Annotated in this window: 15 protein-coding genes and 2 riboswitches; of the genes, 12 read left to right on the top strand and 3 right to left on the bottom strand. The window is 32.7% G+C overall.

All coding sequences use genetic code 11. From position 1 onward, the window contains the following. Nucleotides 1-382 precede the first annotated feature (382 nt). Nucleotides 383-1336: a CAP domain-containing protein gene (locus QA612_RS07165; RefSeq protein ID WP_278283096.1), complete on the top strand. Its 954-nt coding sequence runs from the start codon at nt 383-385 to the stop codon at nt 1334-1336. A gap of 126 nt (nt 1337-1462) precedes the next feature. Continuing rightward, nucleotides 1463-2635, top strand: coding sequence for a tryptophan synthase subunit beta (gene trpB, locus QA612_RS07160; RefSeq protein WP_278283095.1), 1173 nt, complete (start codon nt 1463-1465; stop codon nt 2633-2635). A gap of 114 nt (nt 2636-2749) precedes the next feature. Here the strand turns inward: trpB and QA612_RS07155 are convergent, their stop codons facing one another. After that, on the bottom strand, nt 2750-4108 hold the full coding sequence (locus QA612_RS07155; RefSeq protein WP_278283094.1) for a hypothetical protein: 1359 nt from the start codon (nt 4106-4108) through the stop codon (nt 2750-2752). A gap of 675 nt (nt 4109-4783) precedes the next feature. Here QA612_RS07155 and QA612_RS07150 point away from each other — a divergent pair. The 6 genes from QA612_RS07150 to QA612_RS07125 all read left to right on the top strand — a co-directional run bounded on the left by QA612_RS07150 (nt 4784) and on the right by QA612_RS07125 (nt 12273). Beyond that, a complete protein-coding gene (locus tag QA612_RS07150; protein WP_278283093.1) occupies nt 4784-5728 on the top strand; it encodes a M23 family metallopeptidase in 945 nt (314 codons plus the stop codon). 63 nt (nt 5729-5791) lie between these two features. Beyond that, nucleotides 5792-6286: a bactofilin family protein gene (locus tag QA612_RS07145; RefSeq protein ID WP_278283092.1), complete on the top strand. Its 495-nt coding sequence runs from the start codon at nt 5792-5794 to the stop codon at nt 6284-6286. A gap of 166 nt (nt 6287-6452) precedes the next feature. Then, the gene (locus QA612_RS07140) at nt 6453-7769 is read left to right on the top strand and encodes a M20/M25/M40 family metallo-hydrolase (protein WP_278283091.1); all 1317 of its coding nucleotides are present in this window, start codon (nt 6453-6455) and stop codon (nt 7767-7769) included. Between the two features lie 189 nt (nt 7770-7958). Beyond that, nucleotides 7959-8050, top strand: a riboswitch (cyclic di-GMP riboswitch). Between the two features lie 299 nt (nt 8051-8349). Then, nucleotides 8350-10410 carry a methyl-accepting chemotaxis protein gene (locus QA612_RS07135; RefSeq protein WP_278283090.1) on the top strand — a complete coding sequence of 687 codons (2061 nt, stop codon included), beginning with the start codon at nt 8350-8352 and terminating at the stop codon, nt 10408-10410. 44 nt (nt 10411-10454) lie between these two features. Next, a riboswitch (cyclic di-GMP riboswitch) is annotated at nt 10455-10538 on the top strand. Between the two features lie 140 nt (nt 10539-10678). Further along, nucleotides 10679-11371, top strand: a complete 693-nt coding sequence (locus QA612_RS07130) for a response regulator transcription factor (protein WP_278283089.1) — start codon at nt 10679-10681, stop codon at nt 11369-11371. A 170-nt stretch (nt 11372-11541) separates the two neighbouring features. Then, nucleotides 11542-12273 (top strand): SIR2 family NAD-dependent protein deacylase, encoded by a 732-nt coding sequence (locus QA612_RS07125; RefSeq protein WP_278283088.1) that lies wholly within the window; start codon nt 11542-11544, stop codon nt 12271-12273. A gap of 20 nt (nt 12274-12293) precedes the next feature. On the opposite strand, the gene QA612_RS07120 is transcribed toward QA612_RS07125, so the two are convergent. Then, on the bottom strand, nt 12294-13184 hold the full coding sequence (locus QA612_RS07120; RefSeq protein WP_278283087.1) for a LysR family transcriptional regulator: 891 nt from the start codon (nt 13182-13184) through the stop codon (nt 12294-12296). Between the two features lie 139 nt (nt 13185-13323). On the opposite strand from QA612_RS07120, the gene QA612_RS07115 reads away from it, so the two are divergent. The 3 genes from QA612_RS07115 (at nt 13324) to QA612_RS07105 (ending at nt 14598) form a co-directional block, all read left to right on the top strand. Continuing rightward, a complete protein-coding gene (locus QA612_RS07115) occupies nt 13324-13905 on the top strand; it encodes a class I SAM-dependent methyltransferase (RefSeq protein WP_278283086.1) in 582 nt (193 codons plus the stop codon). 262 nt (nt 13906-14167) lie between these two features. Beyond that, nucleotides 14168-14419, top strand: a complete 252-nt coding sequence (locus QA612_RS07110; protein ID WP_278283085.1) for a sigma-G-dependent sporulation-specific acid-soluble spore protein CsgA — start codon at nt 14168-14170, stop codon at nt 14417-14419. Between the two features lie 29 nt (nt 14420-14448). After that, nucleotides 14449-14598, top strand: a complete 150-nt coding sequence (locus QA612_RS07105) for a hypothetical protein (RefSeq protein ID WP_278283084.1) — start codon at nt 14449-14451, stop codon at nt 14596-14598. Between the two features lie 130 nt (nt 14599-14728). On the opposite strand, the gene QA612_RS07100 is transcribed toward QA612_RS07105, so the two are convergent. Further along, nucleotides 14729-15394 (bottom strand): TerC family protein, encoded by a 666-nt coding sequence (locus QA612_RS07100; protein ID WP_278283083.1) that lies wholly within the window; start codon nt 15392-15394, stop codon nt 14729-14731. Nucleotides 15395-15599: 205 nt separating this feature from the next. Between QA612_RS07100 and phnD the strand changes: the two genes are divergently transcribed. Beyond that, nucleotides 15600-16514, top strand: coding sequence for a phosphate/phosphite/phosphonate ABC transporter substrate-binding protein (gene phnD / locus QA612_RS07095; protein ID WP_278283082.1), 915 nt, complete (start codon nt 15600-15602; stop codon nt 16512-16514). The last annotated feature ends 27 nt before the right edge of the window (nt 16515-16541 follow it).

The raw sequence follows: 16541 nt of genomic DNA, 5'->3' as shown, positions 1-16541 counted from the left end.
GGAAGACATTCTCGTTGGAGAGTGTCTTTTTTTGTTTAAATTAAAAGACCTAAAAGGTAAGGATTCTTTATAAGAAGAAATGATAGTTGCGTTTCCTAGGAAGTTGCTGGGCTAATGAATAGAACATTTTTTCTTGGCGATCCTAAATCTGGATCTTCCTCCTTTCTGGTGCTATAGACTGCTTATAGACGGATCTTATTACTGGATTTTGCTGTTTTCCTCGTCTCTAAGAACTGAACATATTTTTTGTATAAATAAAAATAACGAAAGATAAAGAAATTTGTAAATTTGTTTCTAGAACAGACGTAAAAAATACAATAAAATTCCATCTATACTTTCGTTTAAATAAACCAATCCTATGTATAAATAGGAGGTATTAAATATGAATAGAAAAATTACAATATTATTCTGCTTTGCTTTATTCTCTATTGTAATTACAGCTTGTAACAACGTTGTAGACGATGCAGTTAATGAACGGTTTATAGGTCTAGATGAAAAAGGAAAATACACAATAAATAATCAAGAAAGAAATGCTACAGATATTTCTAGTGAGAGTACAACAATGTCAAGCAATGAATTTCCTCATACGAAAGCTGTACAAATACAAGAAGCAAAATTTGAATACGAAATTGATACTAATCAACAAGGGAAACAGCATCAGCAAAACATAAATGTAAATCAAGGAAAGCAAAAACAAATAACTAAACAGTGGGCTAAAACCGCTAGAGAAAATAAACAAAAGAAAAATCAATGGAAAAACGGGCAAACTCAACAAAATAAAGAAGCTTCCGAACAACAACAACAAGAGCAACAACAGCACCAACCCGAACAAGAACAACAACAAGAGCAGCAATCCGATCAACAGCACCAACCAGAGCAACAAAATGAACAACCACAACAAGATGAAGCTGAGGTTACTGACGTCCAAGAGGAGAATGAGAACCAAGCAACTGACGACATAGGATCGATTCAGCAGCAAGTAATCGATTTAACAAATGCAGAACGTAGAAATAATGGATTAAATGAATTACAAGGAGATTCTGCTTTAAGTAATGTTGCTCAAACGAAATCAACAGATATGCAGGAAAATAATTACTTTTCACATACTAGTCCAACCTATGGATCACCTTTTGATATGATTCGGGATTTTGGTGTTTCTTATAACTCTGCAGCAGAAAATATAGCACAAGGACAACGAACCGCTGAAGAAGTGGTACAATCTTGGATGAATAGTGAGGGTCATCGTAAAAATATTTTAAATGGTGACTTTACACATATTGGTGTAGGGTATGATGAAAATGGACACCATTGGACGCAAATGTTCATAGGTAGGTAATTAATATGGAAAGAAATCGATTACATCTAGTCGATTTCTTTTTATTATTTGGCAAGCAAAGTATTTAATGTTAAAATGAGAATCAAATTATTTTTAAAAAGCTGAGAATAGAGGAGTGGAGTTTAGATGAGTACGAATATTGGTGTAGAAAAAAAGAATGGGTTTTTTGGTGAATTCGGTGGAAGTTATATTCCAGAGGATCTTCAAAAGGTCATGGATATTTTAGAAGAAAAATTTGAGTATTACAAAAATGATAAAGAATTTATTGAGGAATATCATTATTACTTAAAAGAATATGTAGGTAGAGATAACCCATTAACCTTTGCAAAAAACTTAACGAAAAAAATAGATGGGGCAAAAATCTATTTAAAGCGAGAGGATTTAAATCACACAGGTGCACATAAAATAAATAACGTTATTGGTCAGATTCTTCTGGCAAAACGAATGGGTGCAAAACGTATAATTGCTGAAACTGGTGCAGGTCAGCATGGGGTAGCAACGGCAACTGCATGTTCCATGTTTGACATGGAATGTATTATTTATATGGGTAAGTTAGACACGGAACGACAAGCTCTTAATGTTTTTAGAATGGAGTTATTAGGAGCAAAGGTAGTTTCAGTAGATAAAGGCCAAGGAAGGTTAAAGGATGCAGTAGACGCGGCATTATCGGATTTAGTTGAGAATTACAAAAATACTTTTTATTTATTAGGATCAGCTGTTGGTCCACATCCATTTCCATCCATGGTTAAGCATTTTCAATCCATTATTAGTGAAGAGTCTAAAAGGCAAATACTGGAGAAGGAAGGGAAACTTCCCACAGCCGTTGTAGCTTGCGCTGGTGGTGGTAGTAATGCCATTGGAGCATTTGCTCATTATATTGATGAAGAAGAAGTGCGCTTAGTTGGTGTAGAACCATCTGAAGCACCAACATTAACAGAAGGTGTACCAGCAATTATTCATGGATTTAAATGTTTAACCTTAGTGGATGATGAGGGAAACCCTAAACCAACATACTCTATTTCAGCTGGTTTAGATTATCCAGGAATTGGTCCTGAGCATAGTTATTTAAAGGTGTCTGGTAGAGCAGAATATGTTACTGTAAGTGGTGAGGAAGCCTTAGAAGCTTTCCAGGTTCTATCAAAGACAGAGGGAATAATTCCTGCTTTAGAAAGTTCTCACGCTATAAGTCACGCTATGAAGCTAGCAAAAGAATTATCTCCTGATGATATAATTATAGTTAACTTATCAGGAAGAGGAGATAAAGATGTTGAACAAGTATTTAAAATGATAAAAGAATAATATAAAAATAAATATATAAAAAGAGGCTGCATATGTAGCCTCTTTTTTGATTTAGATGCTTTTTTTATCTGAGCTCTTCTTAAAGAAACTGATCAAATGTAAGACTATTTTCTTCTATATTAAACCAAATACAAAAAAGCTATAAGCCACAGATGATAATAGAAAAGTTAATATTATGACGAATTGATAATTATGTTTGACGATCGTAGTTGTAGGTTTCCCCATTAGTTGTGCTGCCATTAGTAATTGTCCAGAAAATGGTGAAATTTGTGTAGCCATAGCCCATGAAATTAAGAAAACAACAGCAAAATACTCTGGACTTACACCAAATTCAGCTGGAGATAAGGCACTACCGATACCAATTACAATAATAACTGGATGAATACCCAAAAAGGAAAGTAAGATTGACAACAAAACAATAAGTAATGTTAATACATATACCGACCCGTAGGATGCTTGGAATAGAAAATGAGATACAAGGGCTCCTACATTTGTTTCCGTTATTGCTAATCCAATAAACCCAGCACTAATGAATACTGCTAATTCATTTCTCATACGAAAAAAGGAAGTTTGTACTTGAAACGATACATCCTGAATATAAAATTTAATAATATTTGTAAAAATAGCCCAGATCATTGGTAAAATAAGTGCTAAAAGAGAGACAATTGTTGTCATATTTACATCAAGGACATATTCAAAAATAAAGGACATACTAATTAAAACGACACAAAATAAATAGAACGGTACTAATGATTTTGAAGTTGTATTTTCATCCTTTAGACCATTATTTTCAATAACGGGATCATCAGGAAAAGCAATTCTTTTAAACATAATCCAGCAAACAAGAAGGTAAACAAGTGCTAGAGAAATGCCATATGCACCAATATCTAACCATGATAAATCAAATAAAACTAAAATCAATGCAACATTTACAAAATAAGGGGACCAAAACATGCACATTGCAAATCCACGCATGATTGTAAGTGTTAATTTTAAATTTCGATAGGATGTAAAGCTTTCTTCAGATATTCGTTTCACTATCGCCATCGATCCTAAATTAAGTAATAAACCCATTGTTGCAGCCAAAAAGAAGCTATTACGGTATGGGTGACTCCCTTTTGCTCCTTCCATCACTTGAACTTTTTCATTCAAGGCTGTTAAGTAACCGGAAGTAGACATAAATGTACCTATTAAAGGTACGAGAAGAAACAAGGTTAATAAATTAATATTTTGCCCAAAACCTAATACGGCCTCTTTATATGATATATTTTCAATATAGAAGCAGATAAGCCCAATAATGACAAGAGATAAAACAATAACACGGTTTAGAGTTCGTATGTAAAATAGTGTGAAAACAAATAAAATTCCTCCAAGAAGACTATATATTAACGTCAAAAGATCACTAGAAATGAAATGCTCTCCTAAATATAACAATGCTGTTAAGTAACAAACTACCCCTAAAATTTTTAACAATAGTGTGTTCTGTTTCGTAGTGTTCAACTCCTTAATATGTAACAATGATTAGAGTTCTTTATCGTAGGATTCAAAAAATACTAATTTTCATTTTACCATATTTGATAATGATAACTTTAATGGAATGTTACGAATGAAAGAAAACAAATTATCATATTTATGAGAGTTTATCGTTATTGATGCCAAATCCATATTGCTAATAACAGATTTAAAAAAATATCAATTTTGTAGTCAAGTATTAATCTATAGCTTCATAGATTTAGAATAATTAATGTTTTTTACGTAACACTTACGGTGTAATTAAGCTGATAGGAGAATGTCCATTGGTTTTCTGATTAGGTAGTTGAAGAAGCTCTGACTTTGGTACCAGTACTAATTATCATAGGGAAGATGGTTAAAAGGTACACCTATCATTCAAATTTGGCTACTTCCTTAAATTTTGCTTGGATTTGGTGTTGTATTTTCCAAGTGTAATAATTGGTCTTAGTATGGATGTTATCAATCAAGGCGTTAGTCAAAGGGGCAGCGGAATTTAGCTATCATTAGCTAAGCAATGAAAACAAGCTTTTGAAAATCTATAAAGAATAAAGAGAGTACAAACTCTTCCTTAGAAATCATTTATGAAATTGTACGCATGAAAGGGGGGAGTCCCCATAATTTTTTTTGGGGTGCACATTGAAAAATCATAACAAAAAACATAGGACGTGGAATGTTATTCTATTTTCAGGTGCTCGTTCTTCTGTTAAGAAAATAAAAATTACAAAAAAAACGAAACTACTTTTTTATATGATTATATTAATCAATGTAATGATACTTCTTTCTATTGCAAATTACGTTATGTATAAATTTGAAGAAAAGGTAATGGAACAAGAAGTATTAAATAAGGAAATCGAAAAACGTGATCTTGTTGTAAAGGAAGTAAAATCTGAAATGGAAGGTATGGAGCAAGAGTATTTGAGGTTACAAGAAGATGCTATTGAGGTTCAACGTTCTATTGAGGAGTTTAAAGCCTTTGAAGAACTATTAAATGATATTGAACTGGATTTACCTATTGATCCAACTATTGATGGGAGTGGAGGAGTGGAGGTTCTTGGTGAAGATGTTAGAGAAGGTGATATATCAGAAAGATTAATAGAACTAAGGTCGCAACTTCCTAATATGATTAGTGAATTTGAAATGACAGTAGAAAAACTACTGGCTTATGAGGCTGAGTTAAGAACAATTCCTACAATTATGCCTTCAAAAACTGGTCGTATAACCTCAGAGTTTGGAACGAGATACGATCCTTTTACAGGCATAACTTCTTTTCATTCAGGAATTGATATTGCTTCATCATTAAATACACCGATTTATGCAACAGCAGATGGCATTGTTACATTTGCCGGGTGGGATGGACCATATGGGCAAACGGTTATTATTGAGCATGGTAACACATATGAAACATTGTATGCTCATTTAAATCATACGGATGTTCAAGTAGGAGAATCAGTGAAAAAGGGAGATAAGATTGGTGGAATGGGAACAACTGGTCGAAGCACAGGGATTCATTTACACTATGAAATTAAAAGGAACGGAGAATACGTTAATCCCTATATTTATATGACATTTCATGAACGGTAGATTCAGATGAAAAATTAATAGTATATTTAAGGAGGTGTAAGCCAGTTTAGAACTGGTGGAAAAATGTTCAATAATCAAAAAAAGAATGAAAGAAAACTAAATGAAATCTCTACACTAATTGGTGAAGGAACATCCGTTGAAGGGATTATCAACATTGAATCAAGTATCAGAATTGATGGAAATGTCTATGGAGAAATTCATACGGCTGGGGACGTGACGATTGGTAAAGATGGCTATGTTGAAAAATCCGTAACAGCAAGAAATTTATATATTGCTGGAAAATTAAAGGGAAACGTAAAAATAGAAAATAAAATTCATATTTATGATTCTGGACATTTTAACGGAATAGCGGAAATGAATACAATTGTTATTGATGAAAATGCACATTTTCAAGGAAGAAGTATAATGAAAGGCTCTTCTAATATAAAACCAAAGTCAAAAGTTGTTGATATGGAAAAGGATAAAAATATGGGAAGTGAAATGTCTAAGGAGAAAATAAATCATAAAGAAAGAGAAGAAGAGATATATCAAGAGAAAGAAAAAGTGACAAATGAATAAAGAAAGTAAAAAACTGAAAAGTAATTATTACTTTTCAGTTTTTTACTGCTAATCTTTGACAAAGTTAACATTTCGTTCATTGACCTTTCGTTATAAGGTAAGTTACTATTTATGATTAAAGGGAAAAATAATATTAAAAATGTAGTATAAATGTGGGGAGATAATTATGAATCATCAATTAAACTTTCATGAAAAACCAGAGTTACTTTTACAAAAACTAATTCAATTTAATACTTCCAATCCTCCTGGAAATGAAAAAGCATGTATTCAATTTATTGAAAAATTATTGCTACAATATGGAATTGAATCAGAAATTTTATATAAAGATGAAAATCGACCTAATTTAATAGCTAGGCTAAAAGGAGAGGGAGAAACTTCTCCAATTATGCTTTATGGACATGTAGATGTTGTGACTACAGAAAATCAATCTTGGACACATCCACCTTTCTCAGGAGAAATAATTGATGGTGTTGTTTGGGGAAGAGGAGCTTTAGATATGAAAGGTGGGGTTGCAATGATGATTGCAGCCTTTCTTAAAGCAAAGGTTAATAAAATACCGCTATCTGGAGACGTATTATTAGTTATTTTAAGTGATGAAGAAGCGGGTGGAGACTATGGAGCTAAGTTTTTAGTAGAGGAACACCCTTCATTATTTAAAGATATACAATATGCAATCGGGGAGTTTGGTGGATTCACATTATATATTGCTGATAAGCGTTTTTATCCAATCATGGTAGCGGAAAAGAAAATCTGTTGGATGAAGCTAGTTATTAAAGGTAAAGGTGGGCATGCAGCTTTGCCAATAAGAGATGAAGCAATGGCAAAGTTATCAAAGCTTTTAAAAAAGTTAAACAATAGGATGCCAGTCCATATTACACCGGAGGTAAAGTTAATGCTTGAAGGTATTTCGAACCATATGCCCCCTGCAAAAAAAATGGCTATTAAGCAGCTTTTAAATCCACGTATGACTAATTTTGCAATTAATCGTCTAGGTGAACATGGTGAATTGGTCGATAGTTTACTGCATAACACAGTTGCTCCAACTATCATTCGAACGACAGAGAAAGTAAATGTTATTCCAAGTGAAATTGAAGTGGAACTAGATGGCAGAGTATTACCAGGATTTTCTGAAGAAGATTATTTAAAGGAATTAAAACAATTGATTAACGATGATTCTATAGAGGTTGAAGTTGTTCGTTCAGACATTGCTCATACAAATATTAAAATGCAGCACTTCTATACTTTAGCAGATATTATAAACGAATATGATCCAGATGGAATACCAATTCCCTTTATACTTCCAGGAGTAACAGATGGTCGTCATTTTGCACGATTAGGAATTCAGACCTATGGCTTTTTACCAATGAATCTTCCACCGGAAATAAATGTAGCGAGAACGATACATACAGAGGACGAAAGAATCCCTGTAGAATCTTTATTTTTCGGTATGACATGTATTTATAAAACGTTACAAACCTTTTAATTGAAAGGATAAACCCCCTTAGCTAAAAGATACTAGAATGATACTGAGGGAATTTTTCACGTACCAAAATCTTTAAAGTGAAAATATTTTCCGTATATTATATGAAATTTGTAATTATTCTGTTGAATTATGTAAAATAATAGTATAATATGTTCTATATAGTTAACAAGTAATAGTACTTTCGAATCGAATATGATAGGGCAAACTTACTGAAAAGTAGGGACGCAAAGCCAAGGGCCTACGCTATAGTAATAGCAATAGCATGGTAGCCGGTTGCACACCATTAAGAAGCCCTTTTTTTGTTTTGAAAAGGGTTTTAATTTTTGGCTTTATTAATACCATTTTTTACATAATTATTGTTTCCCTTTAAGCGATATGTACATTAAAGCTAAGGAATTAATGTTGAGAGACTATTTAGTAGGGAGGTTAATAGATTCATGTAAAACATGAATATTGGATATTTCTATTTAACAACAACTAGAACACTTCAACTCAGATGATATTGTATCCGTTTTCATAAAAAACAAAATTCCTTTAACCAAGATAAAAAAAGGAGGGTCTTATCATTAAAAATTTAAGTATGAAATTAAAGTTAATTGTATTATTTATTATTACTGGGTTAATTCCTCTTATTACTGTCTCTATCTTTATTATCAATGAATCTTCGAAACAAATAGAAGAAGATATCGTTGGGCAATCGGAATTATTTTTTACATTAATTGAAGAAAGAATTAATGACTTTTATCGTGAAAGAGAAGGAGATGGCTTCGTTATCTCCAATATGGGAGTAGTAGTCGATACATATTTGGTATTAGAAGAAGAAGGATGGCAGTCGGGTGCTTGGATAGAGCAAAGAACTGCACTTCAAAGGTTAGTTTCCATGGCAGTTAGAGAGTACGATTTCTTAGACATCTATTTAACTGACGATCAAGGAGAAGTAATCTTTTCCTCAAGTTATGGTCATACAATACTACATGATGATTTTTCAGATAGGGAATATATTCAGGGGGCGTTAACTGGTAGGCAGCATTGGTCTGAAGTAGAATTTACGGAATATGCTGGCATGAATACCATCACTGTATCTACTCCTGTCTATGCTAATGAATCAAATGTAACAATGGGAACAGTTAATATACTACTTGAACAAGAAGTTATGGATCAAATTGTCCATCAAGGGATGGATCAACTTGGAAGCACAGCCGATTCCTATATGGTTAATCGCGAAGGTCTTTTACTAACAAATACTCTTCATGGAGAGTACAGTGAAGATGGTGCATTGCAACATACCTTGGAAGGTCCAGCTATAAATGAAATTTTGGTAGCGGTAGAAGAAAATAATCTAGAATTTATGTATGGTGGTTTATACGAAAATTATGATGGAGACGAAGTGTTAGGTAATGCAGGAGTATTTCGTCTTGGTAATGAAAATGTCGGTTTGTTTATTGAAATGGATTCTAGTGAAGCATTTGCTAGTGTAGATGCGTTACGGAATTTTACTTTCATGCTAGTTGGTATTGCAGTTGTAGCAGGATTAATAATTGCATACTTGTTAGCTAGTTCTATCAGTAAACCAATTAGAGCAGCAACAAAGCATGCACTTATCTTAGCTGATTTAAATATTAAGGAAGACATTCCAAATAAATATTTAAAGCAAAAGGACGAAGTTGGAAAGCTAGCTAATGCATTGCAAACAATTATTACGAATATGAGAGAGGTAATTAATGAGGTCAATCAATCCTCAGATCATGTAGCTGCGTCTGCAGAAGAACTTACAGCTACTTCACAGCAATCAGCTAGTGTTGCTGAGGAAGTTGCAAAAACAGTTGAAGAAATATCAAACGGAGCATCAGAACAGGCAAAAAGTACAGAAGATGGGTCGAATAAAGCGGTCCATTTAGGAGAGGGTATTGAACATAATCAGAACTTTGTCAAGGTTCTTAATGAAGCTTCTGAAAAAATGAACCTCGTAAAAGATGAGGGGTTAAAAGAAATTGAGACTTTATCAAAAATTTCTAGTGAAAGTAGTGGAGCTACGAAGGAAGTTTACGATAGTATCGTAAAGACGAATGAAAGCTCCTCCAAAATTGGTAAAGCTAGTAGTGTAATAACGGATATTGCTGACCAAACGAATTTATTAGCCCTGAATGCAGCGATAGAAGCTGCTAGAGCAGGGGATGCCGGTAGGGGATTTGCGGTTGTTGCAGATGAAATTAGAAAATTAGCTGAGCAATCCACAGATAATACTAGGACTATCGATTTAGTCGTAAAGGAATTACAAACCAATTCCAAGCATGCAGTTGAAACAATGGAACGTGTTGCAACAATTTTAAATGAGCAAGAGCATAGTATAAAGAATAGTCGGACTCAATATATGCAAATTGCAGATGCAATTAAAGAAGTTGAAGAAGCAGTTCACAATTTAAATGTATCAAGTCAAGAGATGGAGCATATGAAAAATGATATCCTGGATACAATGCAGAATTTATCTGCTATTGCTGAACAAAACTCAGCATCTACTCAAGAGGTTTCAGCATCAATGGAAGAACAAACTGCATCAATTGAGGAGATATCAAATTCTAGTGAGGAACTGTCACAGCTATCTCAACAGCTTCGTTCAATTATTATGAAATTTAAAGTTTAGATTAACGATTAACTGACCAATAGATTAAAATTTAATAACATATATAATGTTAAAGGCAAACTATCTGAAAGGATAGGACGCAAAGCCTAGGGTCTAAGGTATAATACTATGATCGCCTGGTTACCAAATAATGTTTTGTTTGGCTATTTTATTTTTATAATAAAATAGCCTTTTTTTATAAAAATTTATACCATTTCCAAGATAGAGTATACGACATTATAAGGCTAGCTTTAGGTAAGACTTAATATGCGGAAAGGGAGGATATCATATGATAATTACCACAACTGAAAAGAAAAATGCTACAAAGTTTAAGCTGATCTACATTGATCAGAAAAATGCATTTGCAAGTAGAACGAAAGATGAAATATCATCTGAATTAAAGAACTTTTATTTAAAAAATGATAATGGAATAACAGGGGATGATTGGATTTTCTATGTAGTGGGAGGAAATGATAGTAAAACTATTGAAGATATACAGATGCAATTAAATTCAGTAGTTGATAAACATACTAAAATTTTACTAGTGACAATAGATCCTCTAAGAAAAGATATGCTTCAATTTTTAAATTATCCTATTAATGGTATTGTCTCCCTTTCGTATTTTCAAAAAAATGTCACCATTGTGTTAAACTCGTTAATTACAAAAGGAATATTTTTAGAACCAAAACTACACTTAGAGCTTATTCATGAAATTGAACGAAAAAACAATAAAGACAAACCATTAAAAAAACTTATTCTAAATAAAAGGAAAGTAGAATCAATTTTATCAGAAAAGGAGCAAGCGATTTTACAACTAATTTTAGATGGTAATAATAACGCAAAAATAGCTGAAAAACTTTATTTTGCTCAATCAACAGTTAGTACAACCATTGGAAATATACTAAAAAAAATTCAAGCTAAGGATAGAACAGATGCGATGGTTAAAGCTATCCGAAACGGTTGGGTAGATGGATACCGCTAAACTCATTTTATGAAAGGAGTTTCTTGTGAGTATTAGGATAGTATATAGCGTAAAAATAATGCGGTGATGTCAATTTACAACTATAAGTTGACTATCATCGCTTTTTTTATATGTTAAAATTTATTGAAAGAGTAGATATAATTAATATTTGATAAATGGTGGTGATCTTTTTGGATGATAGTAACTCTGTACAGCAAGAAAAAATTTTAGATTTAAAAAGTCTTTTAAAAGCATCAACACATACGACTATATTAACTGGAGCAGGAATGTCAACGGAAAGTGGTATACCAGATTTTAGATCCCGTTCAGGATGGTGGAAAAATATTGATCCATTAACTGTAGCAACAGTGGATGCTCTTGAACATAATTATGCGTTGTTCCATGATTTCTATAAAATGAGGCTTATAACATTGGAAACTACCGCACCACATGAAGGTCATTATACTTTATCCAAATGGGAGGAAAAGAACCTAATTAATGATATAGCTACTCAAAATGTAGATGGACTCCACAGAACTGCTGGAAGTAACAAAATACATGAACTCCATGGGTCAATTGAAACTTTTCGCTGTCATACATGCCATTCTCGAGCAACGAAAGCTCAGTTTTTGGATAAGAAAGCTTGTCATCAGTGTAATGGGAAGCTCCGACCAAATGTTGTATTATTTGGTGAGACATTACCACAAGCTGCCTGGAATAAAGCCCTATTGAGTATAGAAAAAGCGGATCTTGTTATCGTTATCGGAACTAGTCTCCAAGTTTATCCCGTAAATCAATTACCTTTCATGACAAAAGGTCATACTGTTCTTATTAATAAGGAACTATCGTCAACTCATCATTTTGAATTGGCCATTGAAGGAGGAGCTAAGCAAGTACTCACAAGAATAGATAATGTATTATAGTGGATATGTATTTATAGAAATTATTGAATGTGGTTGATTCTTTCCATTATGAAATCTTTAAACTTTAATATAATTGGAGACATATATTTCCCTTTATGATTAACTAAAAAAAACTGTCTTTTACATTGTTCTTTTACTGGTATTGGAAATATCACTTTACTTTGTAGTTCTAGTTGAACTGTGATTTTTGATAAAGCACCAATACCATTTCCGTTTATTACTGCTTGTTTTATGGCTTCATTTGAACTAAACTCCACAATTTTTAAAGGAACAAATTGTAGTTTTTCAAATAGGTTATTGATGCACTTTCTCGTATTTGATCCATAATTTCGTAAAATAAATACTTCATTATTAAGTTCGTGTACGGATGAGAGCTTTTCAAATTTGTAACGTTCCTTATTTGTGGATAACAAAATAATCTCATCATGAACTAATGCTTCATAAAAATAATTAGGGTCGAATGTTGGTTCAGCCACAATGGCTATATCTATAATGCCATTACGGAGTTTTTCTAAAATAGTAGAAGTATTATCTATTATAAGCTTGCAGTTTATTTTAGGAAATTGGCAAGAAAAATCCATTATCAGTGGAGATAAGAAATAATTACCTATTGAAGTTCCAGCACCAATTACTATTTCTCCTGAATCAATACTCTTTATGGATTCCATATCCCGCTTTGTTTTTTCCTCTAGCATTAGCATTTCTTCTGTATACTTTAATAATCTTCTTCCCGCATCTGTTAGCTCGATTTTTTTGTTAATTCGGTAAAAAAGATCAAGTCCAAAATAATTTTCAAGTGCCTCCATTTGTCGAGAGACTGCCGGTTGACTAAGTGAAACTTTTTGTGCTGCCTTTGAGAAATTCAATAAGGTTGCAACATAATAAAAAGTTTTTAATTGGTGTAAGTCCATCATATACTCTCCTAATTTCAACGAAAATCGTTTTGATATGCAAAAAACTAATAGTTCTTATAATAACTATGCATTTCCTTTATTATAAAATCTCAACTAAAATAAAGCTATAGAAGGAGTTTGTATGGGGGGGATTTAGTTGAAATTTCGTGAATCAGGAATGCCTGATGAAGAAATTTGGAATAGTTATTTTTACCCTGAAAAAGTACTAGACAAATTAGGTGTATCAGAGGAAATTCATCATTTTTTGGATATTGGGTGTGGGTATGGTACTTTTCTTTTTCCAGCTGCTAAAAGGATATCAGGAAAAGCTATTGGTATAGATATTGATAAATACTTTTTAAACTGTTGTTATGAAAAAAGACGCAGTAACAAACAAAAAAATATCGAACTGATTGAAGGGGATATTTTAGAGGAGGAAACAAAACAAGCTATATTGAACGAAGTTGGTCTAGTTGATTATGTAAGCTTATTCAATATTTTGCATTGTGAAGAACCTGTAAAGGTATTGGAAAATGTAATGAAGCTTATTAAGCCAAAGGGGAAAATCGCTATTGTCCATTGGAATTATGATGATACTCCACGTGGCCCTTCTTTAGCTATTCGTCCAAAACAAGAAGATATTACACAATTGATGGAACAAGTTGGTGGGTCTTTAATAAAACAAGTGAACCTACCTCCACACCATTTTGGACTGTTATTTGTTAATAAGGAGACTTAGAGTGAGAAGGTTATATTAGTGCAGTCATTATCACATTCATTACAAGTTAGAAAAACGCCTACTTCAATTATGAAGTAAGCGTTTTTCTAATGGATTAATTTATATCATTTACAAATAACTGGAAGTGTGGTGATTATTTTTAAACTCCAATACTATTTACTAAATGTGAGTACAAAGTTAATGTATGTATTTCATTGAGAAACACATCCTAATAATTAGTTAAAGGAAGTTATTCAATATGTAGCTAAGAGGGTGAATTGTATTGGAAATGACATTAGGGTATTTACGTGAATCATTGTCTAATTATATAGAAAAGGACGATTTATGCTTACACATTTATAAAAAACTAGAATCAAACCGTTTTGAAAATGAAGGTGATTTTGTCAAAAGCCTAAATACGAGGGAAGTAGAAATGTTGAATTCAGTGATGAAAAAAGAAATAAACTATGCAAACGAAGAACAGGATAACAAAAGGGCGAAAGAGCTTAATGAAGTGTATGAATTACTTTTTTAATCAAATTGTTAAATATAGGAGGTGATAATGTGGCAAAACAACGGTCTGTATCAAGTCAAAATCCGAAAGTCCCTGGAGCTAGAAGTGTAAATCCACTAGGTAATGCTCCTGACGATAAAGATGCAGGTGAAGTACTTAGCCAAGGAGCAGAAGCTGCTAAAAAGAAAAATACAAAGTAAAGAAAATTATGAGAGGTAGTCAAGATTGATTTCTAGACTATCTCTCAACTTGTTAGATATCCCAAACGACTCCTCTACGTACTTTCTTAAATAAAGAGAACTAAAGACTTATATACAACTTATTGGATGATTATTTATTGACTGGATAAACCCTTTTGTTTTTCTCGTAGAAAAAGATACCTATAAAAAATATTAATGCAGTAATTGAAATACAAATGATGTCAAAAATATTACCGAAAAATATGTAGTTATTAAAAGACATTAAGCTTTTTTGGATTAACTCATCACTTACAATTTTATCTATTGCTGTATAACCGATAAATGATGCAGCGATGATATAAAAATAAGGAAAAAATTTTAAAATAAAAAACACCATAGGTGAAAACAGCAATAATATTAATAAGCTAATAAAAATACCGATAAATACATTGTATTTTGTTTCTGTCACAGTGGAGATAAGTAGTATACCATCTAATGCTAAGAAGAAATCAAGAATTAAGATTGTACCTACTACTTTAATGATAGAAGGGAATCGGTTTTCAAACAGATCAATTTGCTTAGTTGTCATTTTCAATGCAATAAAAAGAATAATGATACCAATAAAAATATTGATACCTGGTATTTGAGTGATTTCTTGAACAAGCGATACATATAAGGTGCGGTTTAATGCTAGAAATAATGCTAGTAAACCAGCTAATAAGACTGTTGGATTACGCATTAGTATGGAAGTATATATTACAATATTGTCTAAATCCGTAATGATACTAATGATAAATATTTCAGCAAATTCACCCATAGTAACCCCCAAAAATACTTGTCCTTACATGGTATGCTTGGCATAGTAAAAAATCGCAAGTTTTATAAAAAAATCTATTTTACATAGTCAAAAGTTCAGCGTAGTAGTAGAATCTTTACAACCTTAATGATTAATGCTAGTGTTAGAAAAGCAATAGAAATAGCATGAAAAAATTCATGTTTAATACTGAGAGGATGAAGTACGATTGAGTAAATTAAAGATAATATTTTATGCCATGCTTTTTTGTTTATTTTTATTTCTAGTTGGTTGCGGTGGTAATGATGGGGATGCTACAGCTGATGAAGGCGTATTTGAAGTAGCAGTTATTCCGGCTCAATCTATTGGGGAAATGCAAACAGGCTTAGATCGATTAGAAGAGGAGCTTGCACAAGCTTTAAATAGAGAGGTGTCAGTTGAACACTACCCGAACTATAATGCGGTAGTAGAAGCTATAAACTATAGTCACATTGATTTAGCATTTTTAGGACCATTAACATACTTAATTGCCCACGAAAATAGTGGTGCGCAAGCCATTCTTACTCAACTTATAGATGGTGAACCTTATTACTATTCCTACATGATTTCACACGTGGATCAACCGTGGGATACCTTAGACGAAGCTTTAGATAATCCTGGGCCAGAAGGGATTAACTTTGCCTTTGCTAGTATTTCTTCTACATCAGGATCGCTTATTCCAGGAACAGAACTAGTTAATCGTGGAGTATTTCAAGACGAGAATAATCATAATTTTGCTTCTGTTCGATATACTGGATCACACGATATTACAGCTAGAGTAGTAGAAAATAAAGATGTAGAAATAGGTGCCATCGACAGTGCTATTTATGGTGCACTAGTCGCTGCGGGAGCAGTTGATGATAGTCAAATAAAGATCGTATGGCAATCAAATCAGCTTTATCAATACCCTTGGGTTGTTCCACACGATATGGATGAAGAGATGATAGGAAAAGTGCAAGAAGCTTTCTTAAATATAGACGATGAAGAAATTTTAAAGATATTTGGTGGTGCCTCCGCATTTACGATTATTGATGATAGTAAATACGCAGATGTGTTAGAGGCGGCTCGTGAATTCAACATGCTAGACCCAGAAACAATTGATTAAGTGGAAATAAAAGTTGTGGAATGGGAT

Source organism: Evansella sp. AB-P1, from assembly GCF_029688925.1.
Taxonomy (GTDB): domain Bacteria; phylum Bacillota; class Bacilli; order Bacillales; family Salisediminibacteriaceae; genus Evansella.
This window is presented reverse-complemented; position numbering and strand designations above follow the sequence as displayed.